The organism is Cupriavidus sp. 96C5-1, assembly GCF_057798855.1.
Genome location: NZ_JBYOJU010000022.1, coordinates 23,199 through 38,476, shown reverse-complemented (window position 1 = coordinate 38,476; position 15,278 = coordinate 23,199). Strand labels below are relative to the sequence as shown.

At 66.8% G+C, this 15,278-nt stretch carries 13 protein-coding genes; 3 read left to right on the top strand and 10 right to left on the bottom strand.

Features of this window, described 5'->3' with window-relative positions:
* The first annotated feature begins 61 nt into the window (after positions 1–61).
* Positions 62–940: a LysR family transcriptional regulator gene (locus tag AC3FOF_RS22770; protein ID WP_276267270.1), complete on the top strand. Its 879-nt coding sequence runs from the start codon at positions 62–64 to the stop codon at positions 938–940.
* 130 nt (positions 941–1,070) lie between these two features.
* Here the strand turns inward: AC3FOF_RS22770 and AC3FOF_RS22765 are convergent, their stop codons facing one another.
* From AC3FOF_RS22765 to AC3FOF_RS22735, 7 genes are all read right to left on the bottom strand, one after another.
* On the bottom strand, positions 1,071–1,757 hold the full coding sequence (locus AC3FOF_RS22765; RefSeq protein ID WP_488727859.1) for a Fe2+-dependent dioxygenase: 687 nt from the start codon (positions 1,755–1,757) through the stop codon (positions 1,071–1,073).
* Positions 1,758–1,847: 90 nt separating this feature from the next.
* Positions 1,848–4,088, bottom strand: a complete 2,241-nt coding sequence (locus AC3FOF_RS22760; protein ID WP_488727858.1) for a TonB-dependent receptor — start codon at positions 4,086–4,088, stop codon at positions 1,848–1,850.
* Positions 4,089–4,437: 349 nt separating this feature from the next.
* Positions 4,438–5,418 carry a Bug family tripartite tricarboxylate transporter substrate binding protein gene (locus AC3FOF_RS22755; RefSeq protein ID WP_488727857.1) on the bottom strand — a complete coding sequence of 327 codons (981 nt, stop codon included), beginning with the start codon at positions 5,416–5,418 and terminating at the stop codon, positions 4,438–4,440.
* Between the two features lie 131 nt (positions 5,419–5,549).
* Positions 5,550–6,452, bottom strand: a complete 903-nt coding sequence (locus AC3FOF_RS22750) for a LysR substrate-binding domain-containing protein (RefSeq protein ID WP_488727856.1) — start codon at positions 6,450–6,452, stop codon at positions 5,550–5,552.
* Between the two features lie 82 nt (positions 6,453–6,534).
* Positions 6,535–7,767, bottom strand: a complete 1,233-nt coding sequence (locus AC3FOF_RS22745) for a metal-dependent hydrolase family protein (RefSeq protein ID WP_488727855.1) — start codon at positions 7,765–7,767, stop codon at positions 6,535–6,537.
* A gap of 23 nt (positions 7,768–7,790) precedes the next feature.
* The gene (locus tag AC3FOF_RS22740; RefSeq protein WP_488727854.1) at positions 7,791–9,116 is read right to left on the bottom strand and encodes an MFS transporter; all 1,326 of its coding nucleotides are present in this window, start codon (positions 9,114–9,116) and stop codon (positions 7,791–7,793) included.
* Positions 9,117–9,500: 384 nt separating this feature from the next.
* Entirely contained in the window at positions 9,501–9,941 is a 441-nt protein-coding gene (locus AC3FOF_RS22735; protein ID WP_430869591.1) for a DUF2147 domain-containing protein, read from the bottom strand.
* Between the two features lie 1,861 nt (positions 9,942–11,802).
* Here AC3FOF_RS22735 and AC3FOF_RS22730 point away from each other — a divergent pair.
* A complete protein-coding gene (locus AC3FOF_RS22730) occupies positions 11,803–12,393 on the top strand; it encodes a histone H1-like DNA-binding protein (protein WP_017227417.1) in 591 nt (196 codons plus the stop codon).
* A 172-nt stretch (positions 12,394–12,565) separates the two neighbouring features.
* Positions 12,566–12,883: a DUF167 domain-containing protein gene (locus AC3FOF_RS22725; protein WP_017227418.1), complete on the top strand. Its 318-nt coding sequence runs from the start codon at positions 12,566–12,568 to the stop codon at positions 12,881–12,883.
* A 263-nt stretch (positions 12,884–13,146) separates the two neighbouring features.
* Here the strand turns inward: AC3FOF_RS22725 and AC3FOF_RS22720 are convergent, their stop codons facing one another.
* The 3 genes from AC3FOF_RS22720 to tpx form a co-directional block, all read right to left on the bottom strand.
* Positions 13,147–13,614 (bottom strand): outer membrane lipoprotein, encoded by a 468-nt coding sequence (locus tag AC3FOF_RS22720; protein ID WP_017227419.1) that lies wholly within the window; start codon positions 13,612–13,614, stop codon positions 13,147–13,149.
* 34 nt (positions 13,615–13,648) lie between these two features.
* Positions 13,649–14,596, bottom strand: coding sequence for a carbohydrate kinase family protein (locus AC3FOF_RS22715; protein WP_017227420.1), 948 nt, complete (start codon positions 14,594–14,596; stop codon positions 13,649–13,651).
* A 131-nt stretch (positions 14,597–14,727) separates the two neighbouring features.
* On the bottom strand, positions 14,728–15,228 hold the full coding sequence (gene tpx, locus AC3FOF_RS22710; protein WP_017227421.1) for a thiol peroxidase: 501 nt from the start codon (positions 15,226–15,228) through the stop codon (positions 14,728–14,730).
* Positions 15,229–15,278: the final 50 nt, after the last annotated feature.

The following is a 15,278-nucleotide window of genomic DNA, read 5'->3' as shown; positions in this document are numbered from 1 at the left end:
CGGAAAAACGGGAATTAACGATACTATCCATCGTCAATACCGAAACATGAAGGAGGCAGCCATGCGCGGCTTCGAACTGGATCAGTTGCGTACGTTCGTCACCGTGACGGATGCCGGCAGCCTGTCGGCCGCCGCGCCCAGGCTGTTTCTGTCGCAGTCCTCGGTCAGCGAGCAGTTGCGCAAGCTGGAGGAGCGCGCGGGCGTGCCGCTGCTCACCCGCGGCAAGCAGGGCGCGGCGCCAACGCCGGCGGGCCTGCGGCTGCTCGAATACGCGCGGCGCATCCTTGCCCTTTCCGAGCTGGCGCTGCAGGATCTGCGCGGCCATACGCTGGACGGCGAGCTGCGGCTGGCGGTGACGGACTACTTCCGGCCCGGCGAGATCGCCGGCATGCTGCGCCGGCTGCGCGAGCACTATCCCTATCTGCGGCTGCACGTGACCGTGATGAAGAGCGGCATGATCGATGCCGGGGCGCTGACCGATGCCTTCGATATCGGCTTGTCGATGCGGCTGCCGGGCTCCCGCGCGGGCCGGAAGGGCGCGCGCGGCACGGTACTGCGCCGCGAGGCGCTGGCATGGGTGGCGGGCGAAGGCGAGGCCGGGGAGGTCGGCGTGCCCCTGCCGCTGGTGCTGCTGCCCGACACCTGCTCGCTGCATCAGTACGTGGTGCAGATGCTGCGGCGCCGGCGCCTGGACCATGTGATCGCGCATTCCGCGTCCGGCGTGGCCGGCCTGCAGCTCGCGCTGGCCGCCGGACTGGGCATTTCCTGCCTGAACGAGTCCGCGATCGGGCACGGCGTGGCACGGCTCGACGCCCAGGCGACGGCCAGGCTGAAGCTGCCGGTCCTGCCGCCGGCGGAGTTTTTCCTGCTGCCCGCCCGGGCCGGGGAGGCGCCGCTGGTTGGCAAGGTCAGGGCGGCGCTGGCGGAGCAATTCGCCTGAAATGCGCGTGAACGTCGCCAACCTCAACCTGCCAGGCGCGCGGCGCAGCGCGATGGCCGTTGCGCCACCGGATGCAAGAGCGGCATGGCGCCGGCGCCATGCCGGGTTGCGGCTGGCGGATCGACCCGTTTCAGGTGTCGGTCCACTGCCTCAGGAGGTTGTGATAGCAACCCACCAGCGAGCGCCGGGCGCCTTCGTCGGCGCCGGTCTGGTTGAGTTTCTGGATGGCGCTGTCCAGTTCGAACAACAGCGCGCGCTGCGCATCGTCGCGCACCAGGCTCTGGATCCAGAAGAAGCTCGCCACCCGCGTGCCGCGCGTGATCGGCGTGACCTGGTGCAGGCTGGTGGCGGGATAGACCACCATGTCGCCGGCTTCCAGCTTGACGCTGTGGGTGCCATAGGTGTCTTCCACCTGCAGCTCGCCGCCGTCGTAGCTGGCGGGGTCGCTGAGGAAGAGCGTGGCGGAGACGTCGGTGCGCAGCTTGCGGCCATTGTGCGGATGGATGCGTACGCTGCCGTCCACATGGGCGCCGAAGGTCATGCCTTCGCTGTAGCGGTTGAACATCGGCGGATAGACGATATTGGGCAGCGCGGCGCTGATGAACAGCGGATTGCGCTCCAGCACGCCGAGGATCAGGTGCTGGCACTGCAGCGCCACTTCGGCGCGCTCGTCGATCTGCTGGTTGAACTTGACCGGAGCGCCGGAGTAGCCGGCCGAGACGCGGCCGTTCACCCAGGCGTCGCCGGCCTGGTCGAGGCGCTGGCGCACGGTGGCGAGCTGCTCCGCGTTGAGGACCTTGGGAATGCAGACAAGCATGGCAATCTCGGCAGGGTTTGGCGGCGGCGCACGGCAGGTGTCCGGCGCCGCCGTGTGGCGTGACATGGCGTCATGCCACTTTATCTCAGCTTACATGCGGTAGACGAAGGACAGCATCGCAGTGCGGCCGGTGCCGGGCACGGAGCGGCCGCCGTCCGACGGGATCAGCGCATCGAAATACTTCTTGTCGAGCAGGTTGAACAGGTTCAGGCGCACATCGTACCTGGGCTGGTGGTAGGCGATCATGCCGTCCCAGCGCACGTAGCCGCCTACCTGCACGGTATCCGTGTTGTTGGCATAGCGCTGCGACATATAGAAGGCGCCGCCACCGACTTCCCAGTCCGGCAGTACGCGGTAGCTGGTCCATGCCGTGGCGGTGTGCTTTGGCGTGTTGACCGGCGTCATGCCCTGGGTGCCGGCGGCAATACCGTTGACGATCTCGGCGTCCAGGAAGGTATAGCCCGCGAACACCTGCCACTTGTTGGTGATGTGCCCGGTGGCGCCGGCGCGGAAACCGCGCACGCGGATCTGGCCGGTGAGCGCGTAGGTGGTCGCGTCGATCTGGCTGCGCGCGTTGTCCTTGGTGATCTGGAACGCTGCCGAGGTCAGCGACAGGTCGCCGCCCATCAGGTCCCACTTGCCGCCCACTTCGTAGGACTTGTTCTTCTCCGGGGCCAGGTTCTGCTGGCCCACGGTGGCAACCATCTGCTCCAGCGACGGATTGAACGACGTGCCATACGACACGTAGTAGGACTGTGCCTCCGTCGGCTGCCAGATGCCACCCAGGCGCACGCTGGTGAAGTTGACGGTCTGGTCGGCACTGGCCAGGCTGGTGTTGCCCAGGGTGTTGGTCGAATTGACCGAATTGGTGATGCTGGCGATGTACCGGTCGTAGCGCACGCCGCCCACCAGCTTCCATTGCTTGCTGAGCTCCACCGAGTCGTTGATGTAGGCCGCCAAGGTATTGGCCGAGGCGCCCTGCCGGTTGCCAGCCACGCTCGGCGCATTCGTCGGCGAGTTGCTGTAGGTCGGCGCCACGAGCGGCTCGCAGGCCACGTAGCCGCTGGTGCCGGCCGCCGCGGTGGCGGTCGCTGCGGCATTCAGTGCCACGCCGTTGCAGCTGCCGTTGCGGTAGTAGTTCTGGTTGTCATAGCCGTCGTGGCCGATCTCGGCGCCAACCAGCACGGTGTGCTTGACCGGGCCGGTGTCGAACTTGGCGGTCAGCTCGGTCTGGTTGAAGATCGAGTAGTCGCGGATATGACGATCATGGCTTTGCAGGCGTACCGACAGCGCGTCCAGCGGCAGCGTGGTGGTGGTCAGCGGGGTGAAGCCCTTGATGCTGACCGTGCCCACGGCGTTCGGCGCGGTTTCGCGCGCGTTGGTGTTGACGTAGTTGAACTGGGTCTGGTTGCGCAGCCGCAGGTTGGGGGAGAACTTGTGATCGACGGTGGCGTTGAGCGCGGCCACGTCCTGGATGGTGCGGTCGTCGTTGTAGCCGTAGGACGTCTTGCGGTTGACGTTGACCGGATGCCCGTTGATCGCCGGGAAGCCGTAGTCCGCCATGTCTTCGTTATGCTGCACCAGCGCCGACAGCGTGATCTCCGTCGGGGTGCCGATGCCCAGGCGCCAGGATGGCGCGAGGCCGAAATCCTGCACCGTCATCTGGTCGCGCGTGGTGGGCGCGCCGTCCTGCGCCATCGCGGCGATGCGGAAGGCTGACGTTTCGCCGGTGGGCGTGTTGTAGTCGGCGGTGGCGCGCACCATGCCATTGGTGGTGACCGAGCCCGATACCTCGGTGGCGGCCTTGAGCGAGGGCTTCTTGCTGACCTGGTTGATCACGCCGCCCGTGGATCCGCGTCCGAACAGCATCGACGAGGGCCCCATCAGCACTTCCACCGAATCCAGCGCGAAGGTGTCGCGATAGTACTGGCCGCGGTCGCGGAAGCCGTCAAGGTAGATATCGGTACGCGCGGAGAACCCGTTGAGGTTGATGTTGTTGCCGATCTGGCCGCCCTCGGCCGCACCGATGGTGATGCCCGGCACATTGCGCAGCGCATCCGCCAGCGAGGTACCGCCCTGCGCGTCGATGAGCGCCTTGTTGACCACCGTCACCGATTGCGCAATGTCGTGCAAATCCTCGGGCAGCTTGCTGACCGAGTTCTTCACTGCGTTGTAGTCGTCGCGGGCGCTGCCGCCTTGCACCACCACTTCCTGCAGCGTCGTCGCACCCCGGCTGGCTGGAGCGGCGGCAGGGGCCGTCTGGGCCACGGCGACAACGGGAGTGGCGAACAGCGCGAAAAGGGCAGTCGCGATCGGCGTGCGGCGGTTCATGTCGTTTCTCGGTTCCGGTGCGGCCGCGGCAACGAACCGGCCGGCAGTGTCGAGACAGGCGTGCCATGCGTGGTTCGGCCAACGGCGGTAAGCGATTATGTTGGGCGAGCCGGAATATAAATGCGAATGATTAGCATTGCAATTCACGTTGTCTTTTTTTCACAGACAATTGCAAATCGGCTTGAATGTTTTTGATTAAAAACATTGAGGCAGGTATATGAACTTCATGGTGCACTTTGTTTGCATAAAGCGCATCAAGAGGCATGTTTATGAAATGAAACAGGCCCGTACATGGCGGGCCTGGAGGATACATTGGCCGCTCCGCATCGCGGAGCGGCCGGAAATATTCTTAATCCGCCGTCATATTGGCGTTCTTGGCGAGGCGGCCGAGGCGCTCGCGCTCCGACTTGATGAAGGCGATAAAACTCTCCTGCGACCCGCCCGCAGGCTCGATGCCGTTGGGGATCAGGCGCTCGCGTGTTTCCTGCGTCTGCATCGCGGCGCTCATCTCGGCGTTCATCTTCTTGAGGATGGCCGGGTCCGTGCCCTTGGGCGCGAAGACGCCGGCCCAGTGGCCGATGCGCACTTCGGGCATGCCCTGCTCGGCGGTGGTCGGGATGTTGGGCGCCGCGCTCATGCGCTTGTCCCAGGTGGCGCCCAGCGCCTTGAGCTTGCCGGCCTTGATATTGGGCAGCACCACCACGCTTGCCTCCGAGGTGGCCGTGACCTGGTTGCCGATCACCGCGGTGATGCTTTCCGAGCCGCTCTTGTATGGCACCACGGTCATCACCGCGCCTTTTTCCTTGAGCATCTCTTCGACGAAGTGCGGCGTGCTGCCGCTGCCGGCGGTTGCGAAGTTGGCGCCAGCCGTGCCTTGCTTTCTGGAGTACTCGACCAGTTCCTTCAGGTTGTTCACGGGCAAAGAAGGCGATACCACGATCACCGACGGGCTCACCGCGATCAGCGAAACCGGCACCAGGTCGTCGGGCGCATAGGGCATCTTGCTGCGGATCAGGCCGTTGGTGACCGTGCCCACCGCCCCGATCAGGAAGGTGTAGCCATCCGGCTTGCTCTTGGCCACGTAGTCCGCGCCGATCACGCCGCCCGCCCCGGGACGGTTCTCGATCACCACGGTCTGGCCGAGCCGCTTGCCGACCGCATCGGCGGCGGCGCGCGCCACCAGGTCGTTGGCGCCGCCGGCGGTGAACGGCACGACGAACTTGATCATGTGTGCCGGCCAGGCATCCGCGGCGTACGCGGGCATGGCGAAGGCGGCGAACAGGGCGGGAACGGCGAGGGCCAGCGCGCGGCTGGTGGCGGGAATACGCATGGTTGTCTCCATTGGCTGTTTTGGGCGCCGGGCGGCAGATCAGATCGGACCGCCGCTACGGCGAGCGACCGATGATAACCAGCCAAGCTGTCAATTCGCTGAACCCGCGACGGTGCGGCCTTCGCCGGCGCTCACTGCTCTGCCGTGCTCTGCTGTGCGAGCCAGTTGCGGAACAGCCGCGCCGCCGCGCCCTCCGCGCGGGCCTGGGGCCACACTGCGTAGTAGCCGCCGCCCAGCGTCGCGCTCGCTTCGCTGGCGCGCACCAGGAGCCGCTCGCGCAGGCAGCGGTCGATCATGTGGCGCCACCCCAGGGCGATGCCCTGGCCTTCCATCGCGAGTTGCAGCAGGATGGGGTACTGGTTGGCCACCAGCTTGCGGGGCGCGCGCGCGTCGGCCACGCCGTTCCGGGCCAGCCAGGTCTGCCACGACATCCACTGGCGCTGCCCGTCCTCCAGCGTCAGCAAGGTCTCGCCAGCGAGCTCGGCCGGCGCGAGCTGCCGCCCGTCCAGGTAGTGCGGCGCGCAGACCGGGAAGACCTCTTCGTCGTACAGGCGGCGCGAGGCCAGTCCCGGGGGCGGGCCCTCGCGCAGGTAGTACATGCCCACGTCGAACTCGGCCGGCGCCAACGAAGCCAGGCTATCGTTGACGAGCAGGCGCAGGTGAACGTCGGGATGCGCGGCGCGGAATGCCGGCAGCCTGGGCGTGAGCCAGAGCACCGCCACGCCGGAAGAGCACGCCACCGTCAGCTCGCCATGACCCTTGCGCTTCATCACGTCCTCGGTCGCCTCGGCGCATGCCGCGAGCAGGCGCTGCACTTCCTCGGCATAGGCCTGGCCGCTCACGGTCAGGCGCAGTGCGCGCGGCTCGCGGATGAAGAGCTTCTTGCCGAGGAAGTGCTCGAGCTGCGCAACCTGCCGGCTGATGGCGCTCTGCGTCAGGTGGAGCTCGCTGGCGGCGCGGGTGAAGCTGCCATGCCGCATGGCGGACTCGAATGCGACCAGGCAGGGCAGGGGAGGAAGGGGCGAGATGCGCATGGCGGCGGGGGGACGGTTTAGCCACCATGATAGTCCGCGGGCGTTGGCCTATCCTGCCGGCTTCGTCCGGCTACCTGATGACTCAGGCCGGCTGACGATGCAGGCGTCCTGCCTGCATCACCATCGCCAGGTGCCTGCCCTGGCCGCCGAGCAGGCCGATGTCCGCCAGCGGATTGCCATCCACGGCGATCAGGTCGGCCAGCGCGCCGGCGCGAACTGTCCCGAGTTCGCCCTCGCGCTGCAGGATGGCAGCAGCGATCGAAGTCGCGCTGCGGATCGCTTCCAGGTTGCCCAGCAGTTCGGCGCGAATGCGGAACTCGTCCGACTGATCCTGGTGCATCTCGCCCAGCAGGTCGGAACCGAAGCCCATCGGCACGCCGGCCTCGGCATAGATGGCAAGCGAGTCGCGCCCGGCCTGGCGCACCGTCCCGATCTTGGCTACCGACTCGGCCGGCAGGCCCAGGCGCGCGCCGTCGCGGGCGAGCGACTCGTAGGTGACAAGGGTGGGCACCACGAAGGCGCCATGCTCGCGCATCACGCGGGCGGCTGCGCGGTCGACCAGGTTGCCGTGCTCGATGGTGCGCACGCCGCAACGCACCGCGCGCGCGATGGCGCGGCCCGTGTAGGCGTGCGCCATGACATAAGTCTGGGCCGCCTCGGCCTCGGCGACGATGGCGCGGATCTCGTCCTCGCTGTACTGCGTATTGCCGATCGGGTCGGTGGGCGAGGCCACGCCGCCGGACGCCATGATCTTGATCTGGCTGGCTCCCTTCTGGATCTCTTCGCGCACTGCCAGGCGCACCGCCTCGACGCCATCGGCCACACGGGCGATGGCGCCGGCGCGGAAGGCGCACGAGCATGGCTCCAATACGTCGGCGCGCGGACGGAAGTCGCCGTGCCCGCCGGTCTGCGACAGCGCCTTGCCGGACGGGAAAATGCGCGGCCCCGGCACCAGGCCGGATTCGATCGCCTGCGACAGGCCCCAGTCGGCGCCGCCCGCATCGCGCACGGTGGTGAAGCCGCGCTCGAGCATGGCCTTCAGGATCGGCATGGCGCGGAACGCCACCAGGACATTGGGCTGCACCGCATTCAGGCCGAGATTGGCAAGCGACGCCAGCACGTGCACATGGCAGTCGATCAGTCCGGGCATCACGGTCTTGCCGGTCATGTCGAACCGTTGCGCGGCGGGTGCGTGGACCGGTGTGGCGGACACCTCGACGATGCGGTCGCCCTCGATCAGGACATCGTGGCGTTGCAGGACACTGCCGTGGGCGGGATCTAGGACGTTGCCGCCCTTGAGGAGGATCTGTTTCATGCGGGAGACGGCAAAGGCCGGGACTAGACGGGTTGGGTGGCTCGGATGGCTCGCGTGGATTGCAGGTAGGCCGGCTCGCGCACCAGGCGCGTGCCGGCCAGGCTGATGGCGGCGGCGAACATCACATAGATTGCGGGCGCCATGGTGCTGCCCGTGCTGGCGATCAGCCAGGTGATGATGAAGGAGGCGAAGCCGCCGAAGATGGTGACCGCCAGGTTGTAGGCGACCGACAAGCCGGTCGACAGCACCTTGGCGGGGAACAGTTCGGAGAACGCTGCCAGGATGGGGCCGGTGTAGGTGGCGATCAGCACGCCGAACACCAGCTGGAAGCTCACCAGCGAGGCCAGGCCCGGCATCCGGTTGATATAGACGAACATGGGGTAGGCCAGCAGCAGGATCAGCAGTGCCGAGCCCGAGAGCAGCACGCGGCGGCCGATGCGGTCGGCCAGCTGCCCGACCAGCGGTGAACACACCATGATGGCCAGGCCGCCCACCATGCCGGCGATAAAGCCGGTCGACTGCGGCACATGGAGCACTTTGACCGAGTAGGTCGGCATATAGAACAGCAGCACATAGGTGCAGACCGTCCACAGGATCACCATCGAGAAGCTGGCCGCGGTCTGGCGCGGATAGTCGCGCAGCACTTCGGCCAGCGGCGAGTCGGACTTCTCGGCCGCTTCGCGGAAAGCCGGTGTCTCGTCGAGGTGATGGCGGATGTAGTAGCCCACCGGCCCGATCACGATGCCCAGCAGGAAGGGCAGGCGCCATCCCCAGCTATCGAGGGCCTCCGCACTCAGTGCCGAGGTCACGAAGGTACCGACCGCGGCGCCCAGCAGCACTGCCACGCCGATGCTGGCCTGGATCCAGCTCGAGTAGTAGGCGCGCCGCTCGACGGGCGCGTATTCGGTCAGGAAGGCGGTGGCCCCGCCCATCTCGCCGCCGGCGGAGAATCCCTGCAGCAGGCGCGCCACCACGATCAGCAGCGGTGCGAATAGGCCGATCTGTTCGTAGGTGGGCGCAAGGCCGATCATGGTGGTGCCCAGCGCCATCAGCAGGATGGTCAGCGACAGTGCCGCCCTGCGACCCACGCGGTCGGCGTATACCCCGAGGATGATGCCGCCGACCGGCCGCATGAAGAATCCCACGCCGAAGGTGGCAACCGCCAGCAGGAGCGAGGACAGGTCGTCGCCGGTGGGAAAGAAGCGCTTCGCGATGATGACCGCGAAGAAGCTGTAGACGGTGAAATCGAACCACTCGAGACCGTTGCCGATCACGGTGGCGACGATGGCGCGGCGGCGTTGCGAGCCGCTGACGATCGGTGGCGCTTCTGGGCGGGCGCTTGCTGGCATGGCTTCCTCCTGGTTGGCGGGTCCGGTGCGCTGGCCACATTGATGCCGGGTCGGCGTGGCAGCGCCGCCCGGCGCGGCCGGGGGAGAGCGCGGCGCACGGCAGGTAAGGCCGATGTTAGAAGGAGCGCCGCCGGGCCGAAAACGAATTCTGCGCATGGCGTCATGCGAGCAGCGCATGGCAGCCGGCGGGTCAGGTGCCTGGCCGGACAGGAAGGCGGCGGTGGCGGGGATGATGCTGCGGCGAGGGGCTGCCGGTAGCGGCAAGGGTGCGCTGCGCCAGGACAGGCAGTGGGGGAAGAGGCGCAGGGGCAGCCAGGTGGTCATGGGCTGACGTGCCCAAATGATGGTGCCGGTGCCGGCACCGGCACCGTTCGCGCTGGCAGCCTAGCGTTCGCGCTCCCAGGTCTGGGTGCGTCCCAGCAGGCTGATGCCGATGTAGCCGCGCACGTTGAGCCTGTTGCCGTCCTCCGCCAGCGACATCTTGGTCTTGTAGACCTTGCCGCTTTCCGGGTCGAGGATCTCGCCGCCGCTCCATTCGTTGTCGCCGGTCTTGCGCAGCCCGGTGATGATGGTCATGCCCATGATCGGCTGGTCGCGGCGCGAGTCGGTGCACTTCTCGCACACCTTGGGCTTGCCGTCGCTTTCGACGAAGCTCTTGACGAGCTTGCCGCTGTAGACGCCATTGCGCTCGCTGATCTCCACCAGGCCGCGGGGCTTGCCGGTGGTGTCGTCGATGGTCTTCCATGCGCCGCTCGGCGTGGCCTGGGCCAGCGCCGCGGTGCTACCCAGCAGCGCGCCGGCGAGCACCGTGATGCGTACCGCCATGCTGGCGGTGCGTGCGACGGAGCGGGGGGCAGTAAAGTGCATCGGAATCTCCTCTTCAAGTTGGTGCGCGCTTGAGCGCAGTGCCATGGCGGCGCCGCGTGATGGCCGATCGCTCTGCAGGTTCGGCCGGCCGGTAGCGCGGGTACGCCAATCTACTGGCGATGGGCTCGCGCCGCAATCGGCAGGTGATGTTTGCGTACGCACCAAAGCTGCGTCCGTTGCGCACCGGAAACCGGCGTGGCTGCTGGCCAAAGGCGTATTTTGTCATGCAGCAATTTGTCCACCGGCGGTGGCCCGAAGCAATCCTCTAGGCGTTCGTTTCAAGTGGCGCCGCCAGCGTGCCGGTGCGTGCGGCGTTGCCGGTCTGAGGTCGGGCGAAGGGGGCACCGCGACTGCCGCGCTTCGTGGCGTATGGGGAGACCAGTGTCGAGCCCGTATCGGACTGGCGCCCGGCGTCGCCATCGTGCTGCGAGCGAGCGCTTGGTCGGTCGGCCGGTCGTCGCGCGGCGGAGCGTCGTTGCCTTCGCGATGCGCGAGCCGGACCGGCGGATAGCACTTGCCGAAGCGCATCGCCCGCTGCGTGCATTCGGTCGCGTGGCACTCGGGCCGACGGCGCGCCACCAACGTCGGGCCGCAGTGAAGGCTTGCCATCGGACGCCTCGCGTCGTCGTCGCTGCGCAAAGCACCGCGAGGCAGTGCAAGCGCGTCGCCAGAGCACGCATGCCGCGGTGACGATGCGCAAAGCGTTGCGCCGGCGCATCACTGTTCGCGTAGTGCGTGAGCGCATGTCTCGTGCTTCGCTGCTCGTCTCGCCGCGCTTTGCGTAGCGACGTCGACGCAGACCTTCACGGCATCGCTGCCGCTGCATCGGCGGCCGCCGCTTGCAGCCGGGCGCAGCGTGCGAGGACGAAGGCGCAACGCGTGCTCGCGCTCGCTAGACGGAAATTTCTGCCTGCCCGCAAAGCCTTTGCGCATGCGGGTTTCCGGTTTTCCGGAAGCGATGTGGAGGACGCTGGCGAAGCGTGCCGGACACATGCGGGCAGCGCGGCTTGCGCGAAGAGAATCGCGCATGCCGACCCGTCGCTTCGTGCTCGCGCGCTGCGTATTTTTTTACTGCTGGCGTGCCCGCGCGCAGCGATCCGAGCGAGCGAGGGACACGATGAGAGCGCATCGCGCGCATGCAAGGACGAGGGGAGTGGAGTGCGATCACGGCGATGAAGACGCTGTCATGCTTGCGCGCAAGTTTTTTTGCACTTTTTTCTTAACATCGCCCAACAAACGAATTATGATTCGCCTTGACAAGAGTCTCACTTCATTGCATGGCTGCGTGGCAAGCAAGACAGCAAGATGGAACGATGAGGTTGGACGTGATGCCGAACGATGAGCACCCCAGCTTCAATGCAATGAATCAGGTAGCTCAGGAGCACTAGAACTTTGACGCAGACCAAGCCGTACTGGTTTTCTAAAACGCGTGCAGTCTCCTTTGGCCCAGTAACGGGATGGGCGAACTACCCCCAAACGAATGCCGTACGTGGTGCGCGTGGCTTTGCCCGCATCGCTGAAATGCCGGCCGATATCTCTTCTTTTCATGCCGCGCGCCGATCCGGCGGATGGCGCGGGCAGATCGAATATTCCAGGGCGCGGCAAGCGTCAGAAGCCCGGCTGCGGGCTCCGCTTGGCCACATTCGCACCGCGCGCCGCGGTGCCCCTGCCACCGAATTCATTAGCGTGCGGCCACAACGGTGCCGTGCGCCGATGAATCGCTCGCTCGACTGGGGTCGCACGGTTGTATCGCGCCTCGGGTCGGTCGGGTCGCCAACTTAGGTCATTCGATATTCACTCTCTAGTGAAGGAGTTATCCATGGCAACGACTGCAAAGAAGAAACCGGCGGCTAAGAAGGCCGCTGCCAAGCCGGCCGCCAAGAAGGCCGCCGCTCCGGCCAAGAAGGCCGCAGTGAAGAAGGTCGCCGCCAAGAAGGCAGCACCGGCCAAGAAAGCTGCGCCGGCCAAGAAGGCTGCAGTGAAGAAGGTCGCCGCCAAGAAGGTTGTAGCGAAGAAGGCTGCAGCACCGGCCAAGAAGGCAGCGGCTCCGGCGAAGAAGGCCGCGGCCAAGAAGGTCGTAGCGAAGAAGGCCGCAGCACCGGCCAAGAAAGCCGCAGCCAAGAAGGTTGTAGCGAAGAAGGCCGCAGCACCGGCCAAGAAGGTTGCCGCCAAGAAGGCCGCACCGGCCAAGAAGGCTGCACCGGCGAAGAAGGCCGCCGCTGCCAAGAAGGCCGCACCGGCGAAGAAGGCCGCTGCTGCCAAGAAGGCTCCGGCCAAGAAGGCTGCCGCCAAGAAGGCTGCGCCTGCTGCCAAGCCTGCCGCTGCTCCTGCCGTTGCACCCGCTGCAGCTGCCAAGACCGCGCTGAACCCGGCTGCGGCATGGCCCTTCCCGACGGGCACCCGTCCGTAAGGTGCCGTTGACGGCTTTCGCTGGGAATCGCCAAGGCACGCATCGCGTGTCGCACTGACCGGATACGGCGTATCCGGTCCGCAAGACGCCAGTCTTGCCAACCCGCCGACGGTGAAAGCCCGGCGGGTTTTTTCATGGACGCATGGACATTCGGCAAGCCTGGGAGAGACAGATGGCAGCATGGTGCCGCAGGGGCAAGGGCACGCAGCAGGATGAGATCGTGGTGATGGTGCACGTGCAGCCGGGCGCCAAGGTCACTGCGGCGGCGGGCGAGTATGACGGCGTGCTGAAGGTCCGGCTGGCGGCGCCGCCCGTGGACGGCAAGGCCAACGAGGCCCTGTGCCAGTGGCTCGCTGCCGCGCTGGGCCTGCCGCGCCGTTCGGTCAGCCTGAAGAGCGGCCAGACTTCCCGGCGCAAGACCCTGGTGCTGGCAGCAGCGGGACGCGATCCCGATGCGGTGGCGGCGGCGTTATTGGCAACCGGAGGCTGAGCAGGCTGGCGCGCCTTCGGAGGGGGGCGGCGGCCCCTCAGATGGCCCTCAGATGGCCTCTCGGGCAGGCACGCAGGGCGAGGCTTGCCTCTGCGGCGTGGATGCGGCTGAGACGGTTCCAGGGTGCTGCAGGAGCCGTCAGGGTGGGCTCAGGCACAGCTCCGCGCGCTGCCGGGATTGCCAGAAAAAAACGCCGCCCCCGTGAAGGAGGCGGCGCTCTGGCGGGATGCTGCCGCGGCGCGAACCGCGTTGGCCCGCTTGGCCTAGTGCGTGACCCGGGTCGTGCCGCCGGACGACAGCAGGCGCACGCGTTCGCCCGGGCGGAAGGCCTCGTCGGCATCCTGCACGATGGCGCGCATGTCGCCGTTGTCGAGCCTGACAGTGATTTCCAGGCCGCGCCGCTGGCTGATCTTGTTCTCGGCCATGCTGCCGGCGATGCCGCCCAGCACCGCGCCGAGTACCCCCGCCGCCACCGAACCGCCGCCGTTGCCGATGGTGCTGCCGGCGGCGATGCCGCCGATGGCGCCACCGGCGATGGTGCCGGCACCGGTCTGCTCGCCCTGGATCAGCACCTCGCGCACGGTCTCGACCACGCCGAAGCGCAAGGTCTGCTCGCGTTGCGCCTGGCCGGGCGTATAGATGCTGGCGGAATTCGACTGGGCGGCGCAGCCGGCCACCAGGGTGGCGGCCGCGGCAAGCGCGAGGGCGCTGGTGCGGATCAGGGTATGCATAGGATCAATCCCGTCAAAAGGTATTCAGAACGTATTATTCGTAGCGGTAGCCAAAAGCCGACTGGAAGCGTTGACCGATTTCGTCGCGCGACGGCTTGTGGTTCTGCGGACCCTGGTGCGCGATCTTGATGGAGCCCATCAGGCTGGCAAGCCGGCCGGTGGTTTCCCAGTCGAAGCCTTGCTCGATACCGTACAGCAGGCCGCCACGGAACGCATCGCCGCAGCCGGTGGGGTCGACGATCCGATCCGGCTTCACGGCGGCGATATTGTACTGCTGGCCGCCGGCAAAGACGCTGGCGCCACGTTCGCCATGGGTCACGATGAAGGCGCGCACCTGCGCGGCAACTTCCTCGCTGGTCCAGCCGGTACGCGACAACAGGATCTGCGCTTCGTAGTCATTGACCGTCACGTAGCTGGCGAGTTCAACGAACTGGCGCAGATCGTCGCCGTTGAACAACGGCATCGCCTGACCAAGATCGAAGATGAAAGGCACGCCGGCGTCGGCGAACTGGCGGGCGTGGTGCAGCATGCCTTCGCGGCTGTCGGGGGCGACGATGCCCAGGCCGGGTGCCTTGTCGCCGCCAAGTGCGTCCTGCACATGCGACAGCTGCGACTGGTTCATCGCGCCGGGGTGGAAGGCGGTGATCTGGTTATTGTCCAGGTCGGTGGTGATCATGGCCTGCGCGGTATAGGTGTCGGGCAGGGTGCGGATATGCTCGGTGCTGATGCCGAGCGCGCGCAGGTATTGCAGGTAGGGCTCGGCATCGGCGCCCACGGTCGCCATGACCACCGGCTCGCCGCCCAGCAGCTTGAGGGTGTAGGCGATGTTGCCGGCGCAGCCGCCATACTCGCGGCGCATGGCCGGGACCAGGAAGGACACGTTCAGCATGTGGATCTGGTCGGGCAGGATATGTTCGCGGAAGCGCCCTTCGAACGTCATGATGGTGTCGTAGGCGACGGAGCCACAGATCAGGCTGGACATGCTCTCTCCAAGAATCTTGCAATGCTGTGCGACTGGGCCGATTGGCCCGGGCGCGGCGCTCAGGGCCGGCGCCCTCTGAATGAAAACGGCCACCCGTGGGACCGGGTGGCCGCACCTGGCTGGTGGCGCGCTTACTTCAATGCGGCCAGAGCGGCATCGTAGTCGGGCTCGTTCTTGATCTCCGAAACCAGTTCGCTGTATTTCACGGTGTCGTTCTCGTCGAGCACCACCACGGCGCGCGCGGTCACGCCGGCGAGCGGCCCGGTCTTGACGTCCACGCCGTAGTTGCCCTTGAAGTCGGCGCCGCGCATCAGCGACAGCGGCACCACATTGGCCAGGCCTTCGGCGGTGCAGAAGCGGCCCATGGCGAACGGCAGGTCGGCCGAGATGGTCAGCACCACGGTGTTGGCGAGGCCGCTGGCGGCTTCATTGAACTTGCGTGCCGAAGCCTGGCAAACCGGGGTGTCCAGGCTCGGGACGATATTGAGCACCTTGCGCTTGCCGGCGAAATCGGCCAGCGTGACGTCCTTCAGATCCTTGCCGACCAGCGAGAATGCGGGGGCCTTGTCGCCGGCTTGCGGAAACTTGCCGCCGACTTCGATGGCGTTGCCGCCGAGGGTGACGTTGCTCATATGTGCTCCTGTGAGATGCGGGTTCGCGAATCGGGGGCGCCCGGGATGAG

Excerpts from the sequence above, each read along its gene's own strand:
- AC3FOF_RS22770 (WP_276267270.1), top strand. The coding sequence starts at position 62 with ATGCGCGGCTTCGAACTGGATCAGTTGCGTACGTTCGTCACCGTGACG.
- AC3FOF_RS22765 (WP_488727859.1), bottom strand. The coding sequence starts at position 1,757 with ATGCTTGTCTGCATTCCCAAGGTCCTCAACGCGGAGCAGCTCGCCACC.
- AC3FOF_RS22760 (WP_488727858.1), bottom strand. The coding sequence starts at position 4,088 with ATGAACCGCCGCACGCCGATCGCGACTGCCCTTTTCGCGCTGTTCGCC.
- AC3FOF_RS22755 (WP_488727857.1), bottom strand. The coding sequence starts at position 5,418 with ATGCGTATTCCCGCCACCAGCCGCGCGCTGGCCCTCGCCGTTCCCGCC.
- AC3FOF_RS22750 (WP_488727856.1), bottom strand. The coding sequence starts at position 6,452 with ATGCGCATCTCGCCCCTTCCTCCCCTGCCCTGCCTGGTCGCATTCGAG.
- AC3FOF_RS22745 (WP_488727855.1), bottom strand. The coding sequence starts at position 7,767 with ATGAAACAGATCCTCCTCAAGGGCGGCAACGTCCTAGATCCCGCCCAC.
- AC3FOF_RS22740 (WP_488727854.1), bottom strand. The coding sequence starts at position 9,116 with ATGCCAGCAAGCGCCCGCCCAGAAGCGCCACCGATCGTCAGCGGCTCG.
- AC3FOF_RS22735 (WP_430869591.1), bottom strand. The coding sequence starts at position 9,941 with ATGGCGGTACGCATCACGGTGCTCGCCGGCGCGCTGCTGGGTAGCACC.
- AC3FOF_RS22730 (WP_017227417.1), top strand. The coding sequence starts at position 11,803 with ATGGCAACGACTGCAAAGAAGAAACCGGCGGCTAAGAAGGCCGCTGCC.
- AC3FOF_RS22725 (WP_017227418.1), top strand. The coding sequence starts at position 12,566 with ATGGCAGCATGGTGCCGCAGGGGCAAGGGCACGCAGCAGGATGAGATC.
- AC3FOF_RS22720 (WP_017227419.1), bottom strand. The coding sequence starts at position 13,614 with ATGCATACCCTGATCCGCACCAGCGCCCTCGCGCTTGCCGCGGCCGCC.
- AC3FOF_RS22715 (WP_017227420.1), bottom strand. The coding sequence starts at position 14,596 with ATGTCCAGCCTGATCTGTGGCTCCGTCGCCTACGACACCATCATGACG.
- tpx (WP_017227421.1), bottom strand. The coding sequence starts at position 15,228 with ATGAGCAACGTCACCCTCGGCGGCAACGCCATCGAAGTCGGCGGCAAG.